The organism is Streptococcus iniae (assembly GCF_030732225.1).
GTDB classification, from domain to species: domain Bacteria; phylum Bacillota; class Bacilli; order Lactobacillales; family Streptococcaceae; genus Streptococcus; species Streptococcus iniae.
This window is the reverse complement of the sequence record NZ_CP132230.1, coordinates 464,177-489,593: the sequence shown is the minus strand read 5'-3', so window position 1 is coordinate 489,593 and position 25,417 is coordinate 464,177. Positions and strand designations below refer to the sequence as shown.

21 protein-coding genes and 1 pseudogene are annotated in these 25,417 nt (G+C 37.5%); 5 read left to right on the top strand and 17 right to left on the bottom strand.

Going from position 1 to position 25,417, the window contains the following annotated elements; all coding sequences use genetic code 11:
* Nucleotides 1–4: 4 nt before the first annotated feature.
* Entirely contained in the window at nucleotides 5–1,270 is a 1,266-nt protein-coding gene (secY2, locus tag Q9317_RS02500; RefSeq protein WP_003100880.1) for an accessory Sec system protein translocase subunit SecY2, read from the bottom strand.
* 163 nt (nucleotides 1,271–1,433) lie between these two features.
* Here secY2 and Q9317_RS02495 point away from each other — a divergent pair.
* Nucleotides 1,434–3,106 (top strand): annotated as a pseudogene (locus tag Q9317_RS02495) (IS1182 family transposase); the annotation flags it as partial.
* Here the strand turns inward: Q9317_RS02495 and Q9317_RS02490 are convergent.
* Nucleotides 3,104–4,030, bottom strand: coding sequence for a serine hydrolase domain-containing protein (locus Q9317_RS02490; protein ID WP_031239383.1), 927 nt, complete (start codon nucleotides 4,028–4,030; stop codon nucleotides 3,104–3,106). The pseudogene Q9317_RS02495 and the gene Q9317_RS02490 sit on opposite strands and share 3 nt — an antisense overlap.
* Nucleotides 4,027–4,779, bottom strand: coding sequence for a CppA family protein (locus Q9317_RS02485; protein ID WP_003102116.1), 753 nt, complete (start codon nucleotides 4,777–4,779; stop codon nucleotides 4,027–4,029). Before Q9317_RS02485 ends, Q9317_RS02490 begins: the two co-directional genes overlap by 4 nt.
* Nucleotides 4,780–4,889: 110 nt before the next feature.
* Here Q9317_RS02485 and Q9317_RS02480 point away from each other — a divergent pair, with 110 nt between their 5' ends.
* Nucleotides 4,890–5,804 carry a sulfite exporter TauE/SafE family protein gene (locus tag Q9317_RS02480; RefSeq protein ID WP_016356149.1) on the top strand — a complete coding sequence of 305 codons (915 nt, stop codon included), beginning with the start codon at nucleotides 4,890–4,892 and terminating at the stop codon, nucleotides 5,802–5,804.
* Between the two features lie 13 nt (nucleotides 5,805–5,817).
* Here Q9317_RS02480 and gla read toward each other — a convergent pair whose 3' ends face one another.
* Entirely contained in the window at nucleotides 5,818–6,663 is an 846-nt protein-coding gene (gene gla, locus Q9317_RS02475) for an aquaglyceroporin Gla (protein WP_003102121.1), read from the bottom strand.
* 122 nt (nucleotides 6,664–6,785) lie between these two features.
* On the opposite strand from gla, the gene Q9317_RS02470 reads away from it, so the two are divergent.
* Nucleotides 6,786–9,062, top strand: coding sequence for a Xaa-Pro dipeptidyl-peptidase (locus Q9317_RS02470; RefSeq protein ID WP_003102125.1), 2,277 nt, complete (start codon nucleotides 6,786–6,788; stop codon nucleotides 9,060–9,062).
* Between the two features lie 68 nt (nucleotides 9,063–9,130).
* On the opposite strand, the gene Q9317_RS02465 is transcribed toward Q9317_RS02470, so the two are convergent.
* Entirely contained in the window at nucleotides 9,131–9,328 is a 198-nt protein-coding gene (locus Q9317_RS02465) for a helix-turn-helix domain-containing protein (RefSeq protein WP_003102127.1), read from the bottom strand.
* Between the two features lie 160 nt (nucleotides 9,329–9,488).
* On the opposite strand from Q9317_RS02465, the gene Q9317_RS02460 reads away from it, so the two are divergent.
* Nucleotides 9,489–9,848 carry a helix-turn-helix domain-containing protein gene (locus Q9317_RS02460; protein WP_003102130.1) on the top strand — a complete coding sequence of 120 codons (360 nt, stop codon included), beginning with the start codon at nucleotides 9,489–9,491 and terminating at the stop codon, nucleotides 9,846–9,848.
* A 77-nt stretch (nucleotides 9,849–9,925) separates the two neighbouring features.
* Here Q9317_RS02460 and Q9317_RS02455 read toward each other — a convergent pair whose 3' ends face one another.
* A complete protein-coding gene (locus Q9317_RS02455) occupies nucleotides 9,926–11,425 on the bottom strand; it encodes a CHAP domain-containing protein (protein ID WP_003102132.1) in 1,500 nt (499 codons plus the stop codon).
* A gap of 1,243 nt (nucleotides 11,426–12,668) precedes the next feature.
* Here Q9317_RS02455 and Q9317_RS02450 point away from each other — a divergent pair.
* The gene (locus Q9317_RS02450) at nucleotides 12,669–13,844 is read left to right on the top strand and encodes an IS256 family transposase (RefSeq protein WP_003099060.1); all 1,176 of its coding nucleotides are present in this window, start codon (nucleotides 12,669–12,671) and stop codon (nucleotides 13,842–13,844) included.
* Nucleotides 13,845–14,008: 164 nt separating this feature from the next.
* Here the strand turns inward: Q9317_RS02450 and Q9317_RS02445 are convergent, their stop codons facing one another.
* The 11 genes from Q9317_RS02445 to essA all read right to left on the bottom strand — a co-directional run bounded on the left by Q9317_RS02445 (nucleotide 14,009) and on the right by essA (nucleotide 25,407).
* Nucleotides 14,009–14,740 carry a hypothetical protein gene (locus Q9317_RS02445; RefSeq protein WP_003102136.1) on the bottom strand — a complete coding sequence of 244 codons (732 nt, stop codon included), beginning with the start codon at nucleotides 14,738–14,740 and terminating at the stop codon, nucleotides 14,009–14,011.
* A gap of 292 nt (nucleotides 14,741–15,032) precedes the next feature.
* Nucleotides 15,033–15,494, bottom strand: a complete 462-nt coding sequence (locus tag Q9317_RS02440) for a DUF5085 family protein (protein ID WP_003102138.1) — start codon at nucleotides 15,492–15,494, stop codon at nucleotides 15,033–15,035.
* A 1-nt stretch (nucleotide 15,495) separates the two neighbouring features.
* Nucleotides 15,496–15,933: a hypothetical protein gene (locus tag Q9317_RS02435; RefSeq protein WP_003102140.1), complete on the bottom strand. Its 438-nt coding sequence runs from the start codon at nucleotides 15,931–15,933 to the stop codon at nucleotides 15,496–15,498.
* A 1-nt stretch (nucleotide 15,934) separates the two neighbouring features.
* On the bottom strand, nucleotides 15,935–16,636 hold the full coding sequence (locus Q9317_RS02430; protein WP_003102142.1) for a hypothetical protein: 702 nt from the start codon (nucleotides 16,634–16,636) through the stop codon (nucleotides 15,935–15,937).
* Nucleotides 16,637–16,638: 2 nt separating this feature from the next.
* Nucleotides 16,639–18,282: a hypothetical protein gene (locus Q9317_RS02425; protein ID WP_003102144.1), complete on the bottom strand. Its 1,644-nt coding sequence runs from the start codon at nucleotides 18,280–18,282 to the stop codon at nucleotides 16,639–16,641.
* Complete coding sequence (locus Q9317_RS02420; protein ID WP_003102146.1) at nucleotides 18,269–18,646, bottom strand: hypothetical protein; 378 nt, start codon at nucleotides 18,644–18,646, stop codon at nucleotides 18,269–18,271. The genes Q9317_RS02425 and Q9317_RS02420 overlap by 14 nt, the downstream gene beginning before the upstream one ends.
* 13 nt (nucleotides 18,647–18,659) lie before the next feature.
* A complete protein-coding gene (locus Q9317_RS02415; protein WP_003102148.1) occupies nucleotides 18,660–19,010 on the bottom strand; it encodes a TIGR04197 family type VII secretion effector in 351 nt (116 codons plus the stop codon).
* Between the two features lie 12 nt (nucleotides 19,011–19,022).
* Nucleotides 19,023–22,976 carry a type VII secretion protein EssC gene (gene essC, locus Q9317_RS02410; protein WP_089180125.1) on the bottom strand — a complete coding sequence of 1,318 codons (3,954 nt, stop codon included), beginning with the start codon at nucleotides 22,974–22,976 and terminating at the stop codon, nucleotides 19,023–19,025.
* A 463-nt stretch (nucleotides 22,977–23,439) separates the two neighbouring features.
* Complete coding sequence (gene essB, locus Q9317_RS02405; protein ID WP_305981572.1) at nucleotides 23,440–24,705, bottom strand: type VII secretion protein EssB; 1,266 nt, start codon at nucleotides 24,703–24,705, stop codon at nucleotides 23,440–23,442.
* Entirely contained in the window at nucleotides 24,705–24,950 is a 246-nt protein-coding gene (locus tag Q9317_RS02400) for an EsaB/YukD family protein (RefSeq protein ID WP_017794706.1), read from the bottom strand. Before Q9317_RS02400 ends, essB begins: the two co-directional genes overlap by 1 nt.
* Nucleotides 24,931–25,407 carry a type VII secretion protein EssA gene (gene essA, locus Q9317_RS02395; RefSeq protein ID WP_016356153.1) on the bottom strand — a complete coding sequence of 159 codons (477 nt, stop codon included), beginning with the start codon at nucleotides 25,405–25,407 and terminating at the stop codon, nucleotides 24,931–24,933. Before essA ends, Q9317_RS02400 begins: the two co-directional genes overlap by 20 nt.
* Nucleotides 25,408–25,417: the final 10 nt, after the last annotated feature.

Genomic DNA, 25,417 nt, shown 5'->3' with positions numbered 1-25,417 from the left:
TCTCCTATATTAGATTGCGGTATTTCTTCCAATTTTGCAAAGTGTTCACTTGTTCAACAACAGCTAGTATTAATGTTGTGATAATATAGGCATTGCTGATTAACATTGCAATGCTGATATTACCGCCACCAGAATTCTGTATAACAGCAATCAATACTGGTCCTCCCCCAATTAAAACTACCATAATAGCTCCAAATTGAGAAAGAAGTTTTACCTTATTATGGATAAATTCCTTAGTTGCTTGTCCTGGTTTAATGCCTTCAATAAAGTCTCCATTGTTTCGCATGTTTTTTGCAATATCATAAGAATCATAATTGTAATAGGCAAAGCCAATTGCCAAGATATAGAGCAAGGTCAAATATAAGATAGCTCCGGGTAATTTTGTAATACCAATGGTTGTTGCAAGGAAAATAAGTATGCCATTATTTGGCAAGTAATGCAACAAGATGCTTATAATGTAAGGTGGTAACATCATTAATGTCATACCATACATAAACGGCATTGCTCCAGCTGGTGTCACACGAATGGGTAAATAACTGGTGTCGTTAAAAGCATTATTAATGCCAATTCGTTTTATTGGAATGCGATATTCACCTCGGTATAAAATAACGGTGAGATGAATGAGAAAAACTAATACGATTATAAAAAGTATAGCTCTAATAGCCAGTTCTTGTCCAGTAAATGTATTTTGTTTAAAATAATTGATTAGATTTTGTTGGAAGGAGATGATCATGTTAACGACGACAATAATCATCATGCCACCAAAGCCTTTTTGACCATTAATATTTCCTAGCCAGGATAGTACAACAGCACCAGTTACCAATAAGAGAACTGTTCCCCACTGCGCAACTGCTGGTCCATAGGATCCGAAAAATTCTAAAACGACAAATTTAGCACCAACGGTGAGACCGACTGCTTGAATCACTGCAATAACTAAGGTTAAAAGCATTCTATAGCGGTGTAATTGAACCGTTGTTAGTTCCTTTAGCATTCCAAAAACCGTGAAGAAACGCCACAATATCATCGTTGTCATCCAGGGGCTTAACCCTAATGAAAATAATGTTACATTACTTAACTGTGCTCCTGTTACTGAAGCTAAACTATTCAATAACTGTTTTGATTCTAAACTATGAAGCAATGCTTGATTCATTTCAACGGTGGTAACAGGCATCATTCTTCCTAACATATAAATGAAGATAATCAGTAATGTCCACATCAATTTGGGTCTAATCACTGCTTCTTTTTGCCTATTTCGGTATTTAATAAACATTTCTTATTCCTTACTTAAAACATAACTACCATCATACAAAGAGGCTGGGCAAAAAGTAGCTTCAGAATAGAAAAAACGAGCATTTCCGCAGTTGGAGATGCTCGTTTTCCTATGTCATGGTTTATAATTATAATAACGACAAAACAACTAGAAAGCCATGACTATGTATAAAGAGTATAACACAAATCAACTCAGTTTGGAATTAAATCTTGCCTACGATATTCCAATGAATCATGAGGTTAGATTAATCAGTCTCTTTGTGGACAGTATTCCAAATCATATTTTGCTTGAAGAGACGTCTCACACTGGTCGTCCTGCCTTTCATCCTGCCATGCTTTTGAAGATGACGCTCTTCGCCTATGCCCGCCAGGTCTTTTCTGGTCGCAAAATAGTTCAGATGAATGAAGAAGTCATTCCCATGAAATGGTTGAGCCAGGACACCTACGTTAGCTATAAAACCATCAATAATTTTCGTTCTAGTAAACATGCCAATAACCTAATTAAGACCGCCTTTATTTATTTCACCCTCCTCATGCGTGAGAATGGCATGATTGAAGATGATGCTCTCTTTATCGATGGCACCAAGCTAGAAGCTGATGCTAATCTCTACTCTTTCACTTGGAAAAGAGCTGTTGATAAATACGAAGAGGCACTAAACGGAAAAATCTCAGAACTCTATGACCAGCTGGTTCAAGAGGGGGTAAACCTAGCTCTGTCTAAAGAAGAATGCGAAACCAGCGAGGGGTTAGTGCGCCTTTTAGAAGACACTGAACAGGCCTTGGCGGAAGTTGAGAAATCAATTTCTGAGGAACCAAAAGTTATCAAGGGAGGTTCTGCCAATAAACAAAAGCGACGTCGTATTAAGAAACTGCGCAACCAGTTGAGAAAGGATTATCTCCCTCGTAAGCAACGCTATGAGGAGGCTAGAGAGATTCTAGAAGAGCGTAACTCTTTCTCCAAAACGGACCACGATGCCACTTTTATGCGAATGAAAGAGGACCACATGATGAATGGCCAGCTCAAACCTGGCTATAATGTTCAAGCTGCCACCAATGGTCAATATGTTCTTGCATATGATATATTTCCAAATCCAACGGACACCCGAACCCTGAAACCATTTCTCCAATCCATTCAAACTCTGGACCTCTTCCAAAATATTGTCGCCGATGCCGGTTATGGCAGTGAGGAGAATTATAGTTTTATCATTGATGAGTTGGAGAAATCTCCTCTGATTCCCTATGGCATGTACCAGAAGGAATTGACTAAGAAATATAAAAACAGTCCTACTAATCCAAATAATTGGGACTACCTTGAAGAAACAGACCAATTCATTAAACCAGATGGTGTTGTTTATTCCTTTAAATATTACTCTCGTAGAAAAGATAAGTATGGCTTTGAACGGGATTTCAAGATTTATGAGGCAGAAAAAATACAAAGCACGGAAGAGTTGGAAAAACTTTCCAAAACAGAAAGTGGTCGCCAGAAACAGATCCATTACAATCCAACTTGGAATTACTTTAAAGAACTCATAAAGGAAGAATTACATAGCGAAGATGGCTCTCGAATCTATGCCAAACGGAAAATCGATGTCGAACCCGTTTTTGGCCGATTGAAGAGTGTTTTTGGCGTGCGTAGAGTCCATGTCAGAGGCAATCAAGCCGTCCAAACGGAGGTTGGATTCCTCTTCATGAGTATGAATCTCACGAAATTAGCTAAGAATCTCGACTCTAAAACTTCAAATACTCAAAAACCACACAGTGATTTTTTCATCTTGATTGTTTTCAAGACTGAAATCTCTGCGTGGTTTTATTTGAAGCTACTTTTTGCCCAGCCTCAATCTTTAAAATAGTCTTTAATACTTTCCATCAAGGCATCACGTTTTTCAATCCAATAGGACCTATCGTCTTTATCATATGTTCTATTGGTCAAAAAAATAGCCGCTTCTTGCTTATTGTTTACCATAATAAAGGGACCTGTATAGCCTGTATGATCTAACCAATTTCCTGTCAAACGCCAAGCCATTGAACGACTTGCCTCTTGATGACTATAGTCATCAAATAAGTCTCTCGAAAATCCATCTGACATATAATGCGTCAGAAATTTCTCCATGTCTTCAAGTGTTGAAAATAACCCTGCTGAACCTGCATGAGGCCCCAAGACCTTGGCCTTTGGATCATGAACATTGCCATCTAGACAACCTTTTAGCGTTGGCACAGCATCCTGACAAGGACCAAAAGCAGTCTTATCCATTCCAAAAGGGTCAAACACTAAGTCTTTTAAAAGCACGTTCAAATCTTTCCCCAAAAACTTTTCAAGCATAAAACCAAGAAGGATAAAATTGACATCAGTATAGTGAAACCCCTTATCATCTTTAACTTCAAGAACATTCATTGCTTCTTTCAACTCTTTAGCATTTAGCTGGTTTCGATTCGGGATGTAGGGATCAAGGCCACTGGTATGGGTTAATAGCTGGCGCAGCGTCACCTGAGAATTCTGAAAATCAGGATAATAGTGCTGCAAAGGAAAATCTAACTCCAAAGCTCCGCTATTTACCAAAAAAATGCACAGCGTACCAACACCAACAACCTTAGAAACACTGGCCAGGTCATAAAACAAACCACTTTGTGTCGGCTTTTGCCCATCAACTGTGCCAAAATAGTATTCCTGCCACTGACCACGCTGAAAAAGGGCTAAGCTAGCCCCTGGATATATGTTTTCCGATAATTGGTCTTCAATGAGGTCAAAAAGAGGTAATGTCATTTCATAAACCATACTTCAATACGGCTTGGATCTGAAACTACAAGGATTTTTTCTTTTTTATCAAGGTAAACGTCAAAACCTTTAGCTTCAAAGTCCACTTTAGCAGCTGCTAAGTCTGTTTCATGACTAACTGTAAACTCTAAAATTTCCAAATCCCAAGCAAGGTTAGGCTCAATTGCTAAGTCTGGTCCTTCTTCTTGCATGAATTCCAAACCAACTGGGCTTTGATCACCAAACAGTGTTTGATAGAATTCACATGAACTATGGGGATCCAAAACATTTAAAACCACCATCTCAAAAGTGAAGTCCGGTAAGCCTTTAAAATCATCTTGGGCTTGGAATTCTTTTGTGTCAATCACTTCTAATACACTAATGTCATCTTCTGAATGCAGTAAAAAACGGTCCCCTTCCGGAGAGAGTGTTTCGTAAGCATAGCCATTTTCACCTTTAAACAAGGTGTCTACTTCTGCACCATTAGCCAAGAGACTCTCTATAGCTTTGGGACTTTGTGTTTTAACAACAATTGTATTTACTTTTTTAGGACCTTGAACAGCTCGGGTTCTTACAGATGGTGATTCTTCTATGACAAAGCGCTCTTTACCATTTCCATACGACGTAAAGATAGCAATAGCATTTTCCTCTGAAACAAGTTTCAAGCCTAAGTTCTTTATATAAAAATCAATATTTAATTGACGGTTGTTAACCCTTAATACCGGAGTACTAAAGATAGCGTCTTTTATTACTGTCATGGTTTCCTCCTAACCTCTGTTATTATAGACAAAAAATCGTGATTTTACAAGGATATTTGTGCAGTAAGATTAGATTGACCAATAAAGCATTTTTTTGTAAACTAGAAGTTATGAATAATAATCTGATTTTAAGACTCATTCAAACCTTGCTTGTCATAGCAATGGTTTTTATTCTCTATACACTTGTTTCTTATATTCGAAAACGTCACATCAATCCTTTTAAACGCTTTTGGACTGGATTTGCCATTGGACTAATTACAGACGCATTAGACACTTTAGGAATTGGATCTTTTGCAACAACAACCACACTTTTCAAAGTTACAAAATTAGTTGACGATGATAGTAAATTACCCGGTACCATGACCGCAGCTCATGTTATTCCTGTTTTAATTCAGTCATTGTGCTTTATTTTTGTGGTCCGTGTTGAAGTCCTTACCCTAGTATCTATGGCCGCAGCAGCATTTATTGGTGCTTATTTTGGCACAAGAATTACTAAGAACTGGCACACACCCACAGTTCAAGCTATTTTAGGGTGCCTTTTGATTATCGCTTCACTCATTATGATTTTCCGTATGCTAACAAATCCAGGGGCTGATATTGTCCACTCTAGTCATGGCCTCCATGGTATCTGGCTTGTCATTGGAATTCTTTTCAACCTAGCTATTGGTGTTTTAATGACAATGGGACTGGGCAACTACGCACCCGAATTGATTTTCTTTTCTTTGATGGGGTTAAGCCCAGCAGTTGCTATGCCAGTAATGATGTTAGATGCTGCCATGATTATGACAGCATCTAGCCGCCAATTCATACACGGCGATCGTGTCAGTTGGACAGGTTTTGCCGGCATTGTCAGTGGAGGAATCTTAGGTGTCCTTATTGCCGTGTTTTTCCTAACAAATTTAGACATTAACAGTTTGAAAAAATTAGTCGTAATCATTGTCATTTTAACTGGTATCATGCTAATTCGCTCTGCCATCAGCGCAAGCCCTATTCAGAAAAAAATAAGACACAAAAAAGAGGCCTAAGCCTCTTTTTTAATTATAAGTATAGGTATTTAAATGCCAATACTGCTAAGATTGATGCTAAAATTGGGGCAAGAACTGGAACCCATGCATACCACCATTTTGAATCACCCTTAGCTTGACCAAGAACTGATTTTGGTAAGAAATGGTGAAGGATACGAGGACCAAGGTCACGCGCTGGGTTAAGAGCTGGACCTGTAGGACCACCTAAACCTGCAACAAGTGCCATTACTAAGAATCCAATTGCCATGTGAGCTGTTGATAAGCTTCCTGCAGTGTAAGGTGATACTTGTGTTTCAGCAGCTGTTTTATCAAAGCCAGCCTCAATAAGTTTACCAACTAATTCTGAACCAAAGAAATTTTTCGTTAGCGCCATTGCTCCAAAGAAAAGAACAAATGAGCCTGCAAACTCGTTAGCAAAACCATTAATAAGTGATGCTTTACGGCTCTCTTTTGTGCCGTCATCCAAAGCTGAAATGGTTGAGAATGATCCAAGTACTGGATTTGGATTTTCAGTTTTCTTGAAGTAAGGAGCATAAACACCTACAACAACTAATTGACCAAAGATTGCGCCAAGAATTTGTGCAAGGATATATTGAAAGACATGTGCCCACGGGAAGAATCCTGATACTGCCAATCCTAACGTAAATGCTGGGTTAATGTGGTTTCCTGAAACATTACCAAACATCATAGCTGGCATCATAACACCCAAACCATAACCAATTGCAATAATAACCCAACCAGAGTTATGACCTTTAGTTCCTTTTAAATCAACGTTTGCAACAGCACCATTACCAAGAATGATAAGTAAAGCAGTCGCAAGAAATTCTGTAATATATTTTACAGTCCATGTAACATCCATGTCTTTATAATTCCTCCTATTTAATTAGTTTAGACAAGTACCATTTTATCAAGTATAATAAACAATGTAAAGCAAGTCGAAAGAATAAAAACGTTTACTTATTTAGAAAGCAAGGTATTAAAATGAGATATAATCAATATTCCTATATCCCAACTTCCCAAACAAGAGCCAAAAAAGAACTGGAGGATTTAGGCTTTACTTTCCCTGAGCACCTCGATGCAAAAGCTCTCTTTTGCCATTTTTTAAAACAGTACTTCTTTCAAATTAAGGATAAAAACTATGCTTTAGCCAATTTAATTGTTGATCAAGAAACTGACTTAGTATCTTTTTTTAAGTCATCAAAAGAACTCAATCAGACTGTGCTTGAAATGGTAGCACTCCAACTATTAGGCTTTACTCCTTTCTTTGATTTTGAAGATAGCCACGATTTCCTACAAACACTGGATTTCCCCTTTACTTTTGATCCTGAAAATCTCTATTGTAATCTTCATAAATTACTAGCAAGTCGCAACAAACTTGGCATGACCTTGGTAGATGACCTTGTGAGCAAAGGCTTCTTAGCACAAGATAACACTTACCACTACTTCAACGGCAAAACCCTTGCAAGCTTTAATACCAATGATTTGATTCGTGAAATTGTTTATGTGGAGGCTCCTCTTGACACTGATAAAGACGGCCAGCTTGATCTGATCAAAGTCAATATTATCAGACCCAAAACAAGTGTTAAACTACCAACAATAATGACCGCTAGCCCATATCACCAAGGCATTAACGAAGTGGCTAACGACCGCAAACTCCACAACATGACACAAGACCTAACGGTCAAGAAACCCGGACAAATCACTGTTATAGCGCAGCCTATTAGCCTAGAAGAAAGCAACACTAGAGACCTTCTCGTCACAGAAAGCGAGGAAACATTCTCTTACATCGACTCTTATACCCTAAATGACTATTTCTTAGCTAGAGGATTCGCTAATATCTATGTTTCAGGCATTGGTACTGCTGGATCTGATGGCTTTATGACTTCAGGCGACTACCTTCAAATTGAAAGTTTCAAGGCTGTTATTGATTGGTTAAATGGCAGAGCTAAGGCATATAGCAATCACCAAAGAAAAGCATATGTGGAGGCCAATTGGTCAAATGGCTTAGTAGCTACCACTGGCAAATCCTATTTAGGAACAATGTCAACTGGCCTTGCAACAACTGGAGTTGACGGTCTCAAAGTCATCATCGCAGAAGCTGCTATTTCCTCATGGTATGACTATTACCGTGAAAATGGTTTAATCTGTAGCCCTGGGGGCTATCCTGGCGAGGATTTGGATGTCCTAACTGAACTAACCTATTCACGTTCACTCCTAGCTGGTGACTATTTAAGACAAAAAGAAAACTATCACAACTTACTTGCTCAGCAATCCCAAGAACTAGATAGAAAAAGTGGTGATTATAACCAATACTGGCATGATCGTAATTATTTACCACATGCTTCACATATCACTTGTCAAGTGGTTTACACACATGGCCTACAAGATTGGAATGTTAAGCCCAATCAGGTCTTTAATATTCTAAAGGCCTTACCGTCAAATGTTTCAAGTCACACCTTTTTACACCATGGCCAACATGTTTACATGCACAATTGGCAATCTATTGATTTTCGAGAATCAATGAATGCACTCCTTAGCCAGCAGTTGTTAGGACTTGATAACCACTATCAGTTACCTGCTGTTATCTGGCAGGATAATCAATCTGAGCAAAGCTGGAAAGCTTTAGAGTCTTTTGGAGGGCAAAATAGCCTCAAATTAGCCCTAGGAGAGGGAGAAAAAGTTATTAACAACAAATACTCCCAAGATGCATTTGATGCCTACAGCAGGGATTTTAGAGCCTTTAAAACGGACTTGTTTTCTAACAAAACCAATCAGATTACCATTGATATCACCCTTAAAGAAGACCTTCTTTTAAATGGACAAGTAAGCTTACACCTTAACCTTAAATCAAGTAGCAATAAAGGGCTCTTATCTGCGCAGCTATTAGATTATGGCAAGAAAAAACGTCTTTCAGACACCCCTGCAATTGTAGACCTTAGAACACTCGATAATGGGCACAATTTCTCACGAGAAGACTTAAAAGAATTACCAATGACAGTAAGTCAAGAGCGCGTGGTCACTAAGGGAGTTCTTAACCTTCAAAACCGCCACGACCTCCTACAAATCGAGGCCGTGGAGCCAGACCAATGGATGACTGTTGATTTTAAACTGCAGGCAAGTGTCTACCAGTTTACCAAAGGGGACCAGTTGCGCCTCCTTCTTTACACAACTGATTTTGAACATACTATCCGCGACAATAGTGACTATCACCTTACCCTTGATGTTAAGAATTCATGGATAAGCTTACCACTAGACTAAAAGCATTTATCAAAAAAAAACGACTTTTACAGGTCGTTTTTTGCTTAGTTCGGAAATTCCGAAATAGACTATGTAAAAATATCATTAACGGTCACCGAAAGTTGCTCAGCAATCTCTTTAAGCGTATCATACTTAGCTCTCCTTAACATGCTAGCATCTTTTTCGTATCGTGCAATGGTTCTAACAGAGATGCCTGTCCGACTAGCCAACTCTTCTTGCGTCAATTTTTGAGCCCGTCGTAATTCTTTTAAATGTGACTGTGTCAAAATTCCACCTCCTGTTAATTTAAATGAGTTAACAATGATAAGTTTATTATAGACTTCGGTTTTTATGAAGTTAAGTATTTTCCTTCTTTTTGAGAAATTTATTTAGAAAATTGTCCCTAAATATGGTATGATATGACATAAAGACTGAAAGGAGACAAAAATGACCGAAAAGAATCTGCTTTTTGCAGGTAATCTCAGACACCTCAGATTAAAAAATCATCTGGAACAGTTAGAACTTGCTAATCTTCTCGGGCGTAAAAGTGCCTCCTCAGTGAGTGAATGGGAAAAAGGAAAATATATCCCCAAAGCTGATATCCTGAAAAAAATAGCAGAGTATTTCAAGGTTGATTTAGAGTCTCTCCTCAATCATGACCTAACCATTGATAACTATCAACTTCCCACAGATTCTCGAGCTGATATCCAAATGATCTCAGAACATCTGGATGCTCCACACTACAAAGCCTTGCTTAACTATGCACAACACCTCTTAGAAGAACAAGAAGCTGACCAGCAAAAATAGATTAAAATAAAATCCTCATAACACAAAAATCCGATAAACCTTCACAACAGTTTATCGGATTTTTTGATGAGTTTTTTTTATTTATGTCCAACAACGTAAGTTAATTGTGCTGCTTCTGCTGCTGTGAAAGTACGGTAAGAAACAACTCCTAAACCTAGAGCGTTCGACTCTGAAATCAAAATAGAACCGTCTTTTTTAACTTCCTCAACAATGGCAACATGACCATATGTCGGATCAGCGCCAGCTTGACCTGGGCTAAATGACACTGCATAACCTACTTCAGCCTTATGTGTAACACCATAACCTGGTTTCATTTTCCAATCGCCACCATTACCCATATAGGCATCAAATTGATAACCTAATTCTTGACCACGATTATAGACATACCAAGTACATTGTCCCCAAGCATAAGTTGACGAAATATAATCAATCACTCTATTGAGTTTTGATAGTTTGTAACCAACAGGAACACTAGCTAAACTTGCTGATGCTTGAACGCGCAATTCAGCAGGGATTTCGGGCGTCCCACCGTGACGGTCAATCCATTGATCCAATTTTTCCATCACTTCAGCACGACGTTTACCAGTTCCACTTGCATCTGTAAAGTAAACACCACCATCAACTGATGTGTTCAACAAACCATCAGATAAAAGTTGTGCTTTTTTATCTTGAATAGCAAAGCTACTATTGTGATTTTGAACAATAGTTTCTTGCGTCAATTTGATAATGGCAATATCATCTGAAAATTGCTGCGCTGATTGTGGAGAATGATCAAAAGCTGCATAACCAAACATATTGGCCCCAGGAGTCTTAGCAACACCTTGAGTTCCGAGTGAGCTCTCAGCTAAAGCAATCGCAACAATAGCACGAACATCAAGTCCACTTTCTTTTTCCCAATCAAGCAACTTCTGACCATTAATACGTTTACTATCGTAAGCAATACCAGTTGATTGTAAAAAACCATCTAGTTGTTCAGCTTTAATGCCATAACGACGTGATAAAAGGTTATGTGTGTAGGCATCTGAATCCGTCCAATGATCAACATAAGCTGCAAAAGCAGATGCTGATGGACGACTTTCCATCGCAGTAAATTTTGAAATAGGCGCTGTAATTGGCAAAACTGGTGCTTGTATTGGTGCAGTAGTCGGCGCCTCACTAACAGCAGGTGTTGCTGGCACAACTGGTGTCGTCGGAACTGATACAACTGGAGGTTGTACAGGACTTGTTGTATCGCCAGGTTTTTCCGGATCCTTTTGGCCTTGATCTGGTTTTGGAATAGATGGCTCTACTGGTTTACTTGGTTCTGTTACTTCACCAGGTTTAGTAGCATCCGTAGATGTTCCATCCTTAGCAGGCTCTTGTGGTAAGGGTACTTCTTGCTCAACAACAGGTGTAACTTCTTTAGCTTCAGAAACCGCACTCTCCTTGGCAGAATCTTTTTCTAAATCAGTGATACTTGTTACAGCTTCTTGATTTGTTGCCGTAGATGTCTCATTAGCCACAACGCTAACCGCATTAAAACTCGGTAACAACAGTGCAGATAACATCAACAAAGCAATATATTTATCTTTTTTCAATCGCTAATCTCTCTTTCTTAGATAAGGGTTCACACTTCAGTATAACACTTTTAACAGTATTTTAAAACCAAAAACGTCTTTTTAATGTTGGGATTTTTCTCACTCAATCATATTAAAATAACATTGCTCCTTTTATGACAAAAACGGAGAACATTTTGTAACTCCTCTATCATTTCATATAGACTATTCTTCCTTTGTGCGGTTTTCTGGGATTTTTGAATCCTTACATGCCGTCATCATTATTAACAGACTTCCAATAAGCAGTAACAGTTTTTGTTTTTTCATATGCTTAATGCTCCATCTTTATTTCTTAAGTAGTTTAGAATTTACCCCATACTATTCCTATCCATCGGCGAAAAATCTTATCACTATTATCATTATAACTACTAAACTATCATATCATTTTGAAAAGTTATGATCTAATCACTATTCGTAACTTTTAATTTTCTTTGTTGATATAACCTAGCTATTCTGAAAAATCTAATCAGATTATTTTGCCATATGATTATTATTGCGCATGCTGGCATAATGCCTAGTATAGAAAAGCCAAAGATTTCACTCCCTATTTTGTCTCCGATAGTTTTGCTTATTATATCTATAATTAATAATGGTGAAAATCCAAATAGAGTTATAAAAGTTGTAAAAAACCAAGCAAAAATAATTTTACCTTTGGTCGCCCTATTGTCTGAAAAATTCGTCCAGAAAAGGTTACCGTATAAAGCACTTCTAAATTCAGAGCGGCTTGCTTTTTCAATTTTCTTTACATTTCCATATAAGGCTTTTTCGACTATCCATACAAGGGCGACAGCTTCTACCAACCAAAGAATAACGAGGGTGACAATAAGTGATTTAGTGTAAACCCCAGCGTTGAATGTATGCCTTGTAAATACCCTTAAGCTAATTAGAATGCCGATTAGTAGAGGAATAAACCTTAGATGCGCACCTGCAAGTTGTGTATTTAGTAGGGGCTTATTGGCGCCTTGTAGATTTCGTTTGTTTTGGTATTGACATAGATAGTGCCTGATCCTGACTCCCCTATGAATATAATTTCTCTAAGAATAACAGATCTCTTTCTTAATTTAGCTAGTGTTTTTTGCCCTAATCCTCTTTTATAAATATACTCTTATTATTAAAACATAGTAAGTAGTTTTTTGGTAGTGTAAAATATCTTGTGTAAACACAAAAAAGGAATAAATCCTGTATAGTAGAGTTACGACACTTCACTAGAAAGAGATTTATTCCCATGACTCAGTTTACCACAGAATTACTTAACTTCCTAGCGCAAAAACAAGATATTGATGAATTCTTTCGATCCTCTTTAGAAATAGCTATGAATGATCTCTTGCAGGTTGAACTATCAGCTTTCCTTGGATATGAGCCATATAAAAAAGAAGGTTACAATACAGGTAATAGCCGTAATGGGACCTACTCTCGACAGTTTGAAACGAAGTATGGCTTAGTCAATTTAATCATTCCAAGAGATCGAAACGGCGAGTTTTCACCAGTTTTATTACCATCTTATGCTAGACGAGATGACCACTTGGAAGAGATGGTGATTAAACTCTATCAAACTGGCGTTACGACACGCGAAATCAGTGACATTATTGAGCGCATGTATGGTCACCACTACAGTCCAGCAACGGTGTCAAATATCACAAAAGTGACTCAAGAAAGTGTCACTGCCTTTCATGAGCGTTCCTTTCAAACTAACTACTCAGTCTTGTATCTAGACGGAACTTACTTACCCTTGCGACGAGGTACGGTCAGTAAAGAATGTATTCACATTGCACTTGGTATCACGCCTGAAGGGTATAAATCAGTTCTTGGCTATGAGATTGCCCCTAATGAAAATAATGTCTCTTGGTCAGATCTTCTTAAGAGGCTACAAAATCAAGGACTTAAGCAAGTTTCTCTAGTTGTTACAGACGGGCTTAACGGTGTGGATCAAATCATCCAACAAGCCTATCCAATGGCTAAACAGCAACGGTGTCTGGTTCACATTGGTCGCAATATCTCCAGTAAGGTCAAACGAGTAGATAGGGCACCTATTCTAAATCAGTTCAAGCAGATTTATCGTGCCACAAATTTACAGGAGGCTATTAAATTATTGGAACAATTTGTTTCTGAGTGGAAACCTCGTTACAAAAAGGTTATGACATCACTTGAAACAACTGAAAATCTCCTAACTTTCTATCAATTTCCACATCACATTTGGTCTAGTATTTACTCTACAAACTTGATTGAATCACTCAATAAAGAAATCAAGCGACAAAGCAAGAAGAGGGTGGTTTTTCCAAATGAAGAAGCCTTAGAACGATGCCTTGTAAGTATTTTCGAAGACTATAACATTAAGTTCGGAGCTCGTATTCATAAAGGATTCGGAGTATGTTTTGACACACTTGATAGCTTATTTGACTAATATTCAAAAACTCTACTCTTGTGTTTACACAAAATTATTGACAGTATCAGTTTTTTTCTCCATCATACATGAGTTATGTCTTTATTTCAAAATTTTATCTCTTATTAAAATATAAAATTTTGACCTATCCACGATGAAAAAGCATTTCCGAAAGAGAAATGCTTTTATTTTTTGATGTCAAGTTGTGAGAGAAAGCCTTCGACTTGCGAGATTTTATCGAGTTGCTCTTCTTTTGGTAACTTGTCAAAGAGGATGACATTGATCATAATGGCAGAGGATGAAAAATTTCCCTGATCATTGATAATAGAATAGGTTACTAAATTTTGGTGATTAGCACCTACATGATTGACAGATACTGAGAAAGTGTTAGCACCAATGTATTTGGTAAATATTTTAGGAGTATCAGATGTTTGTGATGAAATATAATTTCCTAAGATATCTTTTGCTTCCAACCACTCTGAATCCAAAACGTCATTGCTTGTACCTTTTGTAATGTTTACTTGACTCCAAATATCAACCAGCACCTTATTCCCTGGGAATGTATAAACATTATTAGAGTTTTGTGATTTCATTTCTTCAAAGTGAGATGGAATCTTAAGTTCATAATCTTTTTGAAAAGGGGTCACTTGATCCGTACCATCTGTTTTTTCAACCATTCCCTCAGATAATGCGGAGGAATAAGGTATTATAATGGTTTGACTTTCTTGACTCGTCTTGGCTTTGATACCTTTTACTTCTGCTTCTGTTAATCTAACGACTTTTTGGGTCAGTTTATTTTGTTTACTAGCAGTAGTATTTTTAGCAATCGCAGTCTTTGATTTGTCATTGCCACAAGCACTTAAGGTTAAAGCAAAAGCCACAAATAATAGTAATGGAATAATTTTCTTTATTTTCATACCAATTCCTTTTCTGCAATACTTTGTTTAGTTATTTCTTCGCATTTAGGGTTATTTTTTACACCATTAATATAGCTGTAGAAATTTCCTCTGTCTAATCACTTTTTTTATCTGTTACAGAGGTTACTTGTGTCAGAACAGTTCGCTTCCTGCACCAAGACCGAAACTGCCGGAATGTTTGACGTGGCAATAGGACACAACAAACTCAATGCAATATATTTATCTTTTTTAGAATGTTTTCTTTATTATGTGTGGGATAATTGTATTTCTTAAATGATTTATAGCTTTTTTATCAATCTAAATAATCAATTCCAATCATTAAATCAGTGTAAATTTTTTCTTCATCCAATGTCACAAGATAAAATACTGGTGTACGAGTCTTTAGTTTTCTTTGATGGATATACTTAAAAAGGTTGTTAAATGCTTCTGAAATAGCTGATTCACTATCTTCTGATGTTCTAATTGCAGCCATATCTAAAATTTGAAAGTAATTTTGATAAGTGAAATCTTTTGGAAGAGTAAATTTGTGTTGTTCAGAAACCGGTAAAAAAGTTTGAATTAGTATTTTCCCATTTTCTGACATATCTGAATTAATACAGTAAAAAAACGGACCATTTGCAGTATAGCCTGCATCAAAAATATTATTCAAAAATGTTTCAAAATGAATTGACATATCATTAAGAGTTGTCTCATAGAAGGTTGAAATCACATTTTGAAAATGTAAGGATTGCTCCTCAGCAACTGTTTGTTTCATATCAAACCTCTTCTACCACTAATTGTAAATCAATCCAGTATTCTCCATACACTGATGTAAATGTCATATAAAGAAGATCTTCTACCACTTCATAGCCATTAACTTTGGAAAATTCTTTCATATCTAAAATTGCTTTATCAAGATTATCTTCTAATGATAAGCGTTTCACGACTGTGTTTTCCAAAACCAAATGTTCAATAAATGAAAAACTATCATTCGCTTCAATTTCAATATTCACTGGAATATATACTTTAACCTTCTGTGGTTCTTTGCTTCTAAATCCACTCATTGAAATTGAAATCATTGTCGGACCATTTTTGTAAAGTCCATCAACAAATATTTGTTTTTCACTACCTAAAACAAGTGAAATGAGTTCTTCTTTGGTTGCCATTTTTTCAAGGCACGCTACATTATGCAGCTCTGATTTAATAATATCCATTTTAGTTTCCTTTATTCTTAAGTAATGATGATACAGAACCACCGTACCTTGACTTCTTCATTTGTTCTTGATATATTTTTTCACCTTTAGTCGCAAAAACAAACTCAAACATGACTAATTGATAGAAAATAGTGACTAATACTAGCATAATAATAAAATATAAATTACCTGTAGTGTTGAGAATTGTCTCAATAATTGATGAAATAATTACGAAGCTAGCGCATATACCAAAGGGTAAATACATTAAATTTGATCTAAAGTTAGTGCTTTTTTCTTTACAAAAATCAATAATAAGAACTTGATAAAAACTATTGAGAATTAAATAACTTAAACAGGCTATAACAGAGAAGTGAGGTTTAATACCTCTAATATAACTACTTATGTAGCTTATCACTAGTAAGTAATTAATAAATCCTAGGATAGAAGGTAACAACCTTATAAAGACATGTCGTTTTCCAAACTTTAATAACACTATCGAAATAGCGAAAAAAATCAAACAAACAATATTTAATAACAAAAAAATAATTGTTTTATTTACACCCTCATAATCTTTGTCAAAATACAAAAATATTGAACTACCGATAAACAAAGCAGTACCACATAAAAGATAAATTGCCATTGTGAAAAAATGTAATTGATCCACTGGCTTTAATCGGGGATATAAAACTTCTACTAACTGATTAAACTTTTTTTTCATTAACATTACTACCCTTTCACCCAGTTAATCCATGCGTTTTTTATGTTCTTTGTAACATTAAATTTATCATCAATAGCATTAACGGTTAACGTTAATGCAGTAGCCGCTGCTACACCGGCAACCGCGGGAAGCCAAATCGGTGCCCCAGCTATAGCTAAGGCACTAACTGCTGCAGTGACTGTCGTCGCAACTGCTGTTGAAGCAACTCCAACACCTACACCTTTAGCAGTATCAATCGCAATCCCACCAGTTTGTGCTTGGACATAATCAACACTTCCAACTTTCATACCCAAATCTTTTGCTTTCTGATCTGTGTCATTATAACCATTCGCTATATCAATTGCACTTGTAGCAACATTAACAACTGCAACAGACTTGCCTGCTACTCCAGCGGCTTTAAATGATTTAGTAAATTTAATACCGTCACCTTTGACATAAGTAAACACATCAGTGAGTCCTGCACTTGCACTAGATTTAATTGAGCTTATTGCACTAGATTTAGCACCTTTTCCCAAAGTTTTGGCATAATCTTCCCAACTATTTTGTCCATATCCAAGTTGTGAACCATGATTTAAGTTTAAGTCATTTGCTAAATTATAACTATTTGGATCAATCTTAGAACCTTTTTTACTAGTTACTCGGGTGGAAGTTTTCCCATTTTTTATACGATTATGACTGTAATATTGTTTAGTTCCAAAGAACTTTTCTAATTTCTTACCTGCTTCTGTAGTGGAATGGTTAATATAAACTTGTTTTCCTTTTTTTGAAAGCTTACTAGAGGCATAAATTAGTGCTAATCCATCATATATTGTCTTTCCTTGGCCTTGAATATATCTAGCGTGTTCAGGATACTTACTGTTAATATAACTCAGTAATTCTTTTGGTAAATCTCTGTCAGGATGTTCCGCTGTGACTTTACTAATTGCTACTAATTCTTCCTCAGTCAATGTAACATTATTAGCAGCTTTTCCTAATATCATATCATATTGTTTTTTCAGTTCCCTATCATTCCAAGCGTTTTTTACCTGCTTAGTCCAGTCCATTTGTCCTGCTGCTGGTTTTCCAAAGGTTCCTGTTGTGCTGTTATAGCCTGAGAAACCTGCCGCAACTGCTGTTAGCGCTTGGCTGACAGTGTTTTGAGCAGACGTGATATCTGCAAAGACTGTGGCAGATTGAGCATTAAACCTGTTCAAATTGTCCAGTTTTTTCTGATTAGATCTAATTCGTTTATGCAGCCGTTCAATATTTCCTTGTGTTGACCTGATAGCCGCTCGTGAGGGTTTCGGATCATCTGCTAATCTATCAAGTAATGCTTCTGCAATTCTAAGGGACCCCCTGTCGCTAGACAACTTAGCTTCTAATACTGTTGAGTCAAGGTCCTCTGAACCACATATTGAGGCATATAAAGTTTGTAGTTCGGTACATTTTTCACTCAATGACTCTGCATAAAGAATCATCGCTTGAATCATCGGTGTTAGGGTTGCTGTCGCATAGCTTTTGGCATTGTCATAAGCCGTTCCTTGCAATCTTGTTGCACCTGCAAAGGTGGATAATTGTGTAATGGCATTGTTTAGTGCTGTTACACGACTAGACATGGTGGTTGCGACCGTTGAGGCTTGGGTCGCCATTGTTCCTGTGCTAACTTTGACCATTCTTTCCTCCTTTCTCTTGCTTTTCTTTCTGATTTAAGACTTGTCTTTCATAGTACAAGTTATCTAAAGCATTTTCATGTTCAACGATTTCCTGAGACACTTTCTCAAGCCTTTTGTCATAACTTTCTTCTAAAAGAACAGCATCATTATTAACACGTTGAATAAAATCATTATTTTCTTCAAACTCATAAGGTTCTGTTAAATAGGCATCACCTAATTTTAACGAATGTAGAAAATCCAACTGTAACTCCATAATATCGTCTTTTAATGTCTGGAGTTTCCTTTTATAAGCCTGTGATGATTCTAACTTCTCTTTTAAAAGGCGTTCATCACTCTCAATATCACTCAGTGTTCTCTCTGTCATATTATTCTCCTATTTAAAATAATCCATATTTAGGTTGAAAATCAGGATTACTTATAATAGGAGATTCAGTAGCAGCTAGTGTATTTTTGGTGTTAGAAGCTATTTCTTGGTTTAGCTTTTGGTCCATTGCTTCAAATTCACTGGCTGTCGAATGAATAAGCCCAATAAACTCATTAATTTTTCCAGCAATTTGACCACTATACATTAACTCATTATCAATATGACTTGCTGCATCAGTATTTCCAGAATAATCACTACTGCTGTCTTTAGTTGGGGCTGTTACAGCTGTTATCCCACTTGCCCCTGATTGAATCCCCGTTGCTAGGCTGCTGGCGACTGAGGCGTCACTTTGTATTTTTGCCATCTTCTCTCCCTTCTAATCGATACTTAATTTCAATTTTTGATAAGTTTTTCTATTATGAATATAAGCTTCATCCTTAGCTGGACGAACTTCCTTACTATTATACACCTTTTCAAGGAAAGTTTGGTCCATGAGGCGCATCCCTAACAAAACTTCTTGTGTGTTTGTTCGAACATATTTCAATACCGGATCAATTTTCGTCCCAACATAGGTGTAGGAAGAGCCGATAATTAAGTGGAGGCCTAACTTTGGTCCTTCTTCTAGTAAAGCTTGAATTTGTTCTAATTTAAGAGCTGTTTTTACCACAAAGCTTTCAAAGTCTGGGATATAGATAAACCAGTCTGTCTTTTCAACCTTATCTTTGCGCTGTTCCAATTCATAACACAACTGATCTGCCATATCACTAATCATGTCCGCACCAACATAAGTCTTAACCTGGCCTTGATAGGCCTCAAATTCTCCAAGTGCATCGATGATCATGAGATGGTAGTTAGGTACTTCAAGCATGGTTTTCAAGAGATGTGCACTCAAGGTCTCAAGTCCTTCGTCAGAGTCAGACATGTAAAGCAGATGCTTAAACTTATTCAGCGGTAAACTATAGCTTTCAACATCAACCATTTCAAGGCCAAGTGGTAGACGATGATTGTTTAAATCCTCTTGAACACTTGCTTTAGCCATAAAGTCTTCATAGGTCAATTCTTCCGGCACAATTGGGATGGCTTTTGGTCTTGGTCCTGTCCAAGCTTCATTCATGGCATCACTTTCAGTTTGGATGTTGCTGATGATGTCATAGGTTTCGGTGCCTTCTGTTGGTAGCGCAACTTGTATCACATCTATCTCATCACGTTTGATAAGGCCACGGCCTGGTAGATCTTCCATGATGTGTTGGTGACGACCAAGCAAGGTCCGTGTTTCAGAATCGTCTGTCAATTTCAAGACCAGACGTTCTTTTAAGTTGGCAATCAGTGATGAGCGTAAAGCTGCCATGCGCCCTGCTGAAAGTACAAGACTAATCCCTAAAGCAGAACCATCACGGGAGATATTTTGGAAAGTCGCTTCCAAGTTAGCCAAGTTTTGAGCTTCCCGAAGCCCCTCATAGTTATCAATCATCAAGATGATTTGAGGCATGGTTTCACCACTTACCTGACGGTAAAGTTTGGCTGACGCGACATTATAACGGCTAAGTGCCTTTTTACGACTAGCCATTTCTGCTTTGATGCGTGTGATAAATTTCGTGATTTTTTCTTCGTCATCAATGGTAAAGAAGTCTGCAACGTGTGGCAAACGTCTTAATGGTAAGAGACCGTTCGTTCCAAAATCAAAGAGGTAAAAATGCAAGAATTCCGGACTGTTGTGACGGACTAAGTCCATGGTAACTGTTTGAAGGGCTGTTGATTTACCCATGCTTGGTCCTGCAAAGACTGCAAAATGACCATCTTCATCAAAGTCATGATAAGTTAACTCTTGTGCTTGGCGACTTGGAATATCCATGAAGCCAAGTAAGGCTTTGTAAGAAGGGGCTTGATTCCAGAGGTCTTTTGATTCTTCCTGACGTAAATCTGTAACAGCAATCTGGCTAGCTAATGGTGGCAACCACGGTTGTGGTAAGGCTGCGATGCCCAATTCTTGGGTTAAGGTTTTGATGTTATCCACAATAGCATCCAGTTCTGTAGGAACTTCTTTGATGTTTTCTGCTTGGTCTAAGCCGGACAAGTCTTCGTTGAGGATCTCATATTGGCCCAAATCATTGATGGCATAAATGGTGTGATCTTCAATCCCTTGGTCGTCTTTCTCTGGCTGGTAATCAGCTCCTGACCAGGCTGATTGGAAGAGTTCATAGACTTCGTTATTGCCGACCTGCAAGTAGGCACGACCTGCTTGGGTGATTTCTGCGGCATCTGGGGTATGAAGCATTTCCATAGAGTCACTACGGTCTGCTACTTTCAGAGCCAACTTGAAACGGGAGTTGGACCAGATTTGGTCATCAACTACACCAGATGGTTTTTGAGTCGCAAGGATTAAGTGAATCCCTAGAGAACGCCCGATACGTGCTGTTGAAACTAGCTCCTTCATAAACTCAGGTTGGTTGGACTTCAATTCTGCAAACTCATCAGAGATTAAGAAGAGATGAGGCATTGGCTCTGTCACTTCGCCAAGTTTAAATTTCTTCTGATACTGGTTGATGTGGTTAACATCATTTTCTGAGAAGAGGCGTTGACGGCGTTTCAATTCCGCATTGATCGAAACAAGGGCACGCATGGATTGCGCACCATCTAGGTTAGTGATGGTTCCCAGTAAATGTGGCAGGTTTTTAAAGAGGTTAGCCATTCCACCACCCTTGTAGTCAATCAAGAGAAAGGCCACATCATGCGGGTGGAAGTTAACAGCTAGGGATAAAATGTAAGATTGGATAATTTCTGATTTTCCTGAGCCGGTTGTCCCTGCAACCAGACCATGGGGGCCGTGCGCTTTTTCATGTAAATTGAGGTAGACAATATCGTCTTGACCACGCAAACCAAGAGGAACTGATAGGCTCTTATAAGGGGCATGGCTTTCCCAACGTTGCTCAACCTTAAGGTCTGTAAAGTCTTCTGCTCCATACATTTCCATAAAGGTAACAGCTTCAGGGATGGAAGACTTCAGATTTTGTAAGTGATTGAGGGGAGCTAGACGGCGTGATATTTTCTCTTTATCATAGTTTTCTGGGAAATGGTCCAACTCAAAGTCGGTTTCTTTAAGTTCCCCTTCTTCCATAACCAATTGACCGATATTTCTGTCTTTGATGTTAATAATGGTTTTAATATTTTCTGACAAACTAGACATGACATCTTGGACAAAGATGAGGGAGCAACCAAGGTATGTTGGGTCTTCTGTGAAGAATTCCATTATAACGTGGTCTAAAATCAACTTTTCATCGGTAACAATAACCACATAATGGGGACTAAAAAGCGTACCTTCTTTGGCTGATTTATCCTCGCGTTGTGCACGTCTCAATTTTAAAATCTGATTGAGGCTGTTGAGCACTTGATCACGGCTTCGTTGATTGTAGACAAAACCACGAACGTTCATTCCTTGCAAGGTTGCATGTGGTAGCCAACGCATCCATGACCATTTATCCATTTCTTCTTCTGGGACAACTGTAATGAATTGCACATCATGGTAAGAATGGAAAAATGCGAGTTGATTTACCATTAATTGGAGCTGTTCTAATACCAAGCCACGGGGACCGATATAGCCGACAGGCCCATGAGAGAGGTTAGCAACAATTGGCATATCATCAATGGTACGATTATCCTCGTAAAGCTTGTAGCCTTCATGTTCCAATGGATCCTTTTTACCAGAACGCTCGGGTTGTGAATAACGGATATCATAGGCAGTTGGAACTTGTCCCAAACCTAATCTGTAGTAAAGAAAATCAAAATGCAGTGGTGTTTTTTCATAGATACGATGGTTGTAGCGAGTAGCCATTTCTGTCAATTTATCAACAGTTGGGTAGTGGTAAAATTGCCCTTGTTTTTGATTTCTTGCCAATTCATTTAATTCAATAGACTTATCAGACAGGTAATCATGGTAATTATCAATACGGTCTTGCAGGTCAATTTTGTACTGTTTGCGATTTTTGAAGTAACCTGTGACTGAAAAGATAATAGTTACCAAGGCCATTGACATGGTTGCTAGGATATAAAGCCCGCGAGGTCTAAAGATGGAAATCAAAACTGAAACTGAAATCATGACCAATGGTGGGATAATCAATTTAATGAGCTCATCTTTTGGTTTATTGGGCTCATTAGCTGGCGCGTTAACTGTTATTTTATCTTCGCTGGCGCGGTAAATAAGACGTGGTGAACGGTGAAAATCTGGGTAACCTGGATAATAAGCATAGTCAGATGAACTTTTCTCAGTTAAATGGGTTTGGTAATCTGAATTCCCCCAAACTAGAATTTCTTGTGGAAAAACTTTTACCGTCATTTCCTGAAAGCTTAGTTCATCACCCAAGCCCAGCTCAAGGCTTTCGGCTTCTTCTAATTTTTGATTGTTAAGGTAACATTCTCCCTCAAAAAGGCTTAAAAACCACTTGTCTTCAACTTTAGTGATGAGAAAATTTGGACTTTGGGGACTAAAAAGAAGGTCATAGCCTTTTTTATGGCCAAAGGAAATACTGGTTTGGTCAAGCGGCGTGTAGATTTTGATGTCTTCTTTAACCACGTAAAAACGAATACCTTCTATAAGACTGCCGCTGGTAAGTGGTTTTGTCTGACCATTATAAGTATAGGTAAGAAGATCATCTTGGTTGGAAATGTGAATATCTGAAATCTCATTTCCAATTGGAATAACTGACTTTACTTGCGAAGAAATAGTCACTGACTTACCATTTTCAACTCTAAAGTCATATCTAAACTGTTTATAATAAGATACAAGGAGCATAGGTCACCTACTTACTGTCTGAACTGCTTGAGCTTGTAGAAGAAGTTGCTGCAGTAGAAGACTCTGCACCACTTTTGTCAGTACTTTGACTGTCTGACTTTTGTTTTTCTTCTGTTAAATTTGTCTTACGGTCTTTCCAGTATTTGTCATATTGACTCTGTAATTCAGATAATTGACTTTCTCTGTCTGTTCCTGACAAGCTATTATCTTTACGTACTTGATCCATTTTTTGCACAAGAGCATAGATAATCAAGTCAGAATCATCCAAACGTTTAGCCGCATCAATAGCATCATCATGGAAGCCACGACCAATATTAATCCAGTAATCAAGATAGAGCTCATCTGTTTTTAAAGTAACATTATTTAAAATGACATCTCTTTGATCATCTGAAAATGACATGCCGTGAATGTAAGAATAGGCGAGTTCGTATTTTTGAGTGTAAGGCAAGCGTGCTAATGTTACATTTTCCAATTTATCAATGACTTGATTGTAGTCAACTTTAATGTAAGAAGTATCTGCTTCAAGCATTTTTTCTTTGAAAGGGTTATGAATAAAGACAAGATAGACTAATGGAATCACAAAGACAGCTGACAAGGCACCTAACCAGATTGTCGCTTGTTTGTATACCTTGTGCTTGATTTTAGAAACCTTGATTAAAGTATGTTCTTCTTCTTCTTGTTTTGCTTTATAATCCTCTAACAAGGCTTGTCTCATGTCGCTAAGAGACTCTATCTGATAGAGAGTTTTTAAAAAAGCTGGTGCATCAACGACAGTAATAGAACCATTATAAAGATCACTAAAATCATTATCTGTAAAGAGAGCGTAAAGGAAACATTTGTATTGATAGAGAAATTCATCTTTGCCAAATTCTCTTGGAACCATAATTTCTGGTAAACTACGGTAGGCAATTTTGGCTGTAGCATTCTTTGTGTAAAAGAGGTTTTCTGGATGCAAGATAAAATGAACAGGTAAAGTAAGAGCCTGCTCTAAGTCTAAAACATTCAAAGCAAAGCGCAATTGTTCAGCCAAAGTTTGAGACTTTATTGTGTCAAAACTCAAGCCATGGTCTTCACTTTCAAATTGGAATTGGATGGTATCTGCATCAACTGCTGTTGTCATTGGCATTAAGAGTGGGTGTTTAATTTCTAACAACTGCAACTGTTGCAATTGTTGCGTCCCAACCTCAGAACGCTTTAAAGACAGCTTCCAAAGGTTGCTGTCTTTATCAACGTTAAAATCTTGATTCTCAAATACAAATGTATTTTCTGCCATTACTTGCTCTCCTCTATCATAATTCTATCGCCATTGGTAATAGGATATTGTGATAAGAGATCATTTTCTCCCAACAAAATCCCCTTGTTTGTCACTTTCAACTGATATTTTTGGCGGTTTTTTCTCACATTAAAAATATGATCCAACTCCGTAATCAACTGCTTAACAGTAATCTTGACTGGAAGCCTTAAATCACGTGATTGTCCCTCCATATCAAGTGTGATATTAATGTGTGTATTCTTCATCATTTTCCCTTATTTTCATGCTTAATAAACTTGCAACAATCAAGATAAGAACAATAAGAGTCAGATAGAGGACAGTTGGTCTATAGTTCCTTGTTTCCTCTATCTGTGTATCACTCTTTAAGTATTTGGCTTTGGCTTGTTCTTGGTCGCGACTAACAAATAACTGTTTGGTTTGTGATTGTCTACTATTTATTGATGATTTTTGAAACAGGCTCTCTCTTTGTTTTTCTTGAGCTTTTTCTTTGGACTTTTGAACGTCTTTCATTTTGTCATTGCTTTTTTTATCAAAAAGACCACTGATTAATTGAGATTGTTCATTTCCTTGTTGCTTATCTTGTTCTGTTTCAATTCTTTTGGTGTCAAATTGAATCGTGTTATCTTTTAAATCATCAGCCAAGACAGGTGACGCGAGAAAAAGAAGGAGAAATAATTGTAGCATCAGTCCTTTAAATCTCATCATCTTGCTC

Bases quoted from the DNA above. Each gene is read 5' to 3' on its own strand.
- Q9317_RS02440 (WP_003102138.1), bottom strand. From the start codon at position 15,494: ATGAAACAAACAGTTGCTGAGGAGCAATCCTTACATTTTCAAAATGTG.
- Q9317_RS02415 (WP_003102148.1), bottom strand. From the start codon at position 19,010: ATGGCAAAAATACAAAGTGACGCCTCAGTCGCCAGCAGCCTAGCAACG.
- essB (WP_305981572.1), bottom strand. From the start codon at position 24,705: ATGGCAGAAAATACATTTGTATTTGAGAATCAAGATTTTAACGTTGAT.
- Q9317_RS02445 (WP_003102136.1), bottom strand. From the start codon at position 14,740: ATGAAAATAAAGAAAATTATTCCATTACTATTATTTGTGGCTTTTGCT.
- essC (WP_089180125.1), bottom strand. From the start codon at position 22,976: ATGACGGTAAAAGTTTTTCCACAAGAAATTCTAGTTTGGGGGAATTCA.
- Q9317_RS02460 (WP_003102130.1), top strand. From the start codon at position 9,489: ATGACCGAAAAGAATCTGCTTTTTGCAGGTAATCTCAGACACCTCAGA.
- Q9317_RS02435 (WP_003102140.1), bottom strand. From the start codon at position 15,933: ATGGATATTATTAAATCAGAGCTGCATAATGTAGCGTGCCTTGAAAAA.
- Q9317_RS02450 (WP_003099060.1), top strand. From the start codon at position 12,669: ATGACTCAGTTTACCACAGAATTACTTAACTTCCTAGCGCAAAAACAA.
- Q9317_RS02400 (WP_017794706.1), bottom strand. From the start codon at position 24,950: ATGAAGAATACACACATTAATATCACACTTGATATGGAGGGACAATCA.
- Q9317_RS02430 (WP_003102142.1), bottom strand. From the start codon at position 16,636: ATGTTAATGAAAAAAAAGTTTAATCAGTTAGTAGAAGTTTTATATCCC.
- Q9317_RS02425 (WP_003102144.1), bottom strand. From the start codon at position 18,282: ATGGTCAAAGTTAGCACAGGAACAATGGCGACCCAAGCCTCAACGGTC.
- gla (WP_003102121.1), bottom strand. From the start codon at position 6,663: ATGGATGTTACATGGACTGTAAAATATATTACAGAATTTCTTGCGACT.
- Q9317_RS02470 (WP_003102125.1), top strand. From the start codon at position 6,786: ATGAGATATAATCAATATTCCTATATCCCAACTTCCCAAACAAGAGCC.
- essA (WP_016356153.1), bottom strand. From the start codon at position 25,407: ATGAGATTTAAAGGACTGATGCTACAATTATTTCTCCTTCTTTTTCTC.
- Q9317_RS02480 (WP_016356149.1), top strand. From the start codon at position 4,890: ATGAATAATAATCTGATTTTAAGACTCATTCAAACCTTGCTTGTCATA.
- secY2 (WP_003100880.1), bottom strand. From the start codon at position 1,270: ATGTTTATTAAATACCGAAATAGGCAAAAAGAAGCAGTGATTAGACCC.
- Q9317_RS02485 (WP_003102116.1), bottom strand. From the start codon at position 4,779: ATGACAGTAATAAAAGACGCTATCTTTAGTACTCCGGTATTAAGGGTT.
- Q9317_RS02420 (WP_003102146.1), bottom strand. From the start codon at position 18,646: ATGACAGAGAGAACACTGAGTGATATTGAGAGTGATGAACGCCTTTTA.
- Q9317_RS02490 (WP_031239383.1), bottom strand. From the start codon at position 4,030: ATGACATTACCTCTTTTTGACCTCATTGAAGACCAATTATCGGAAAAC.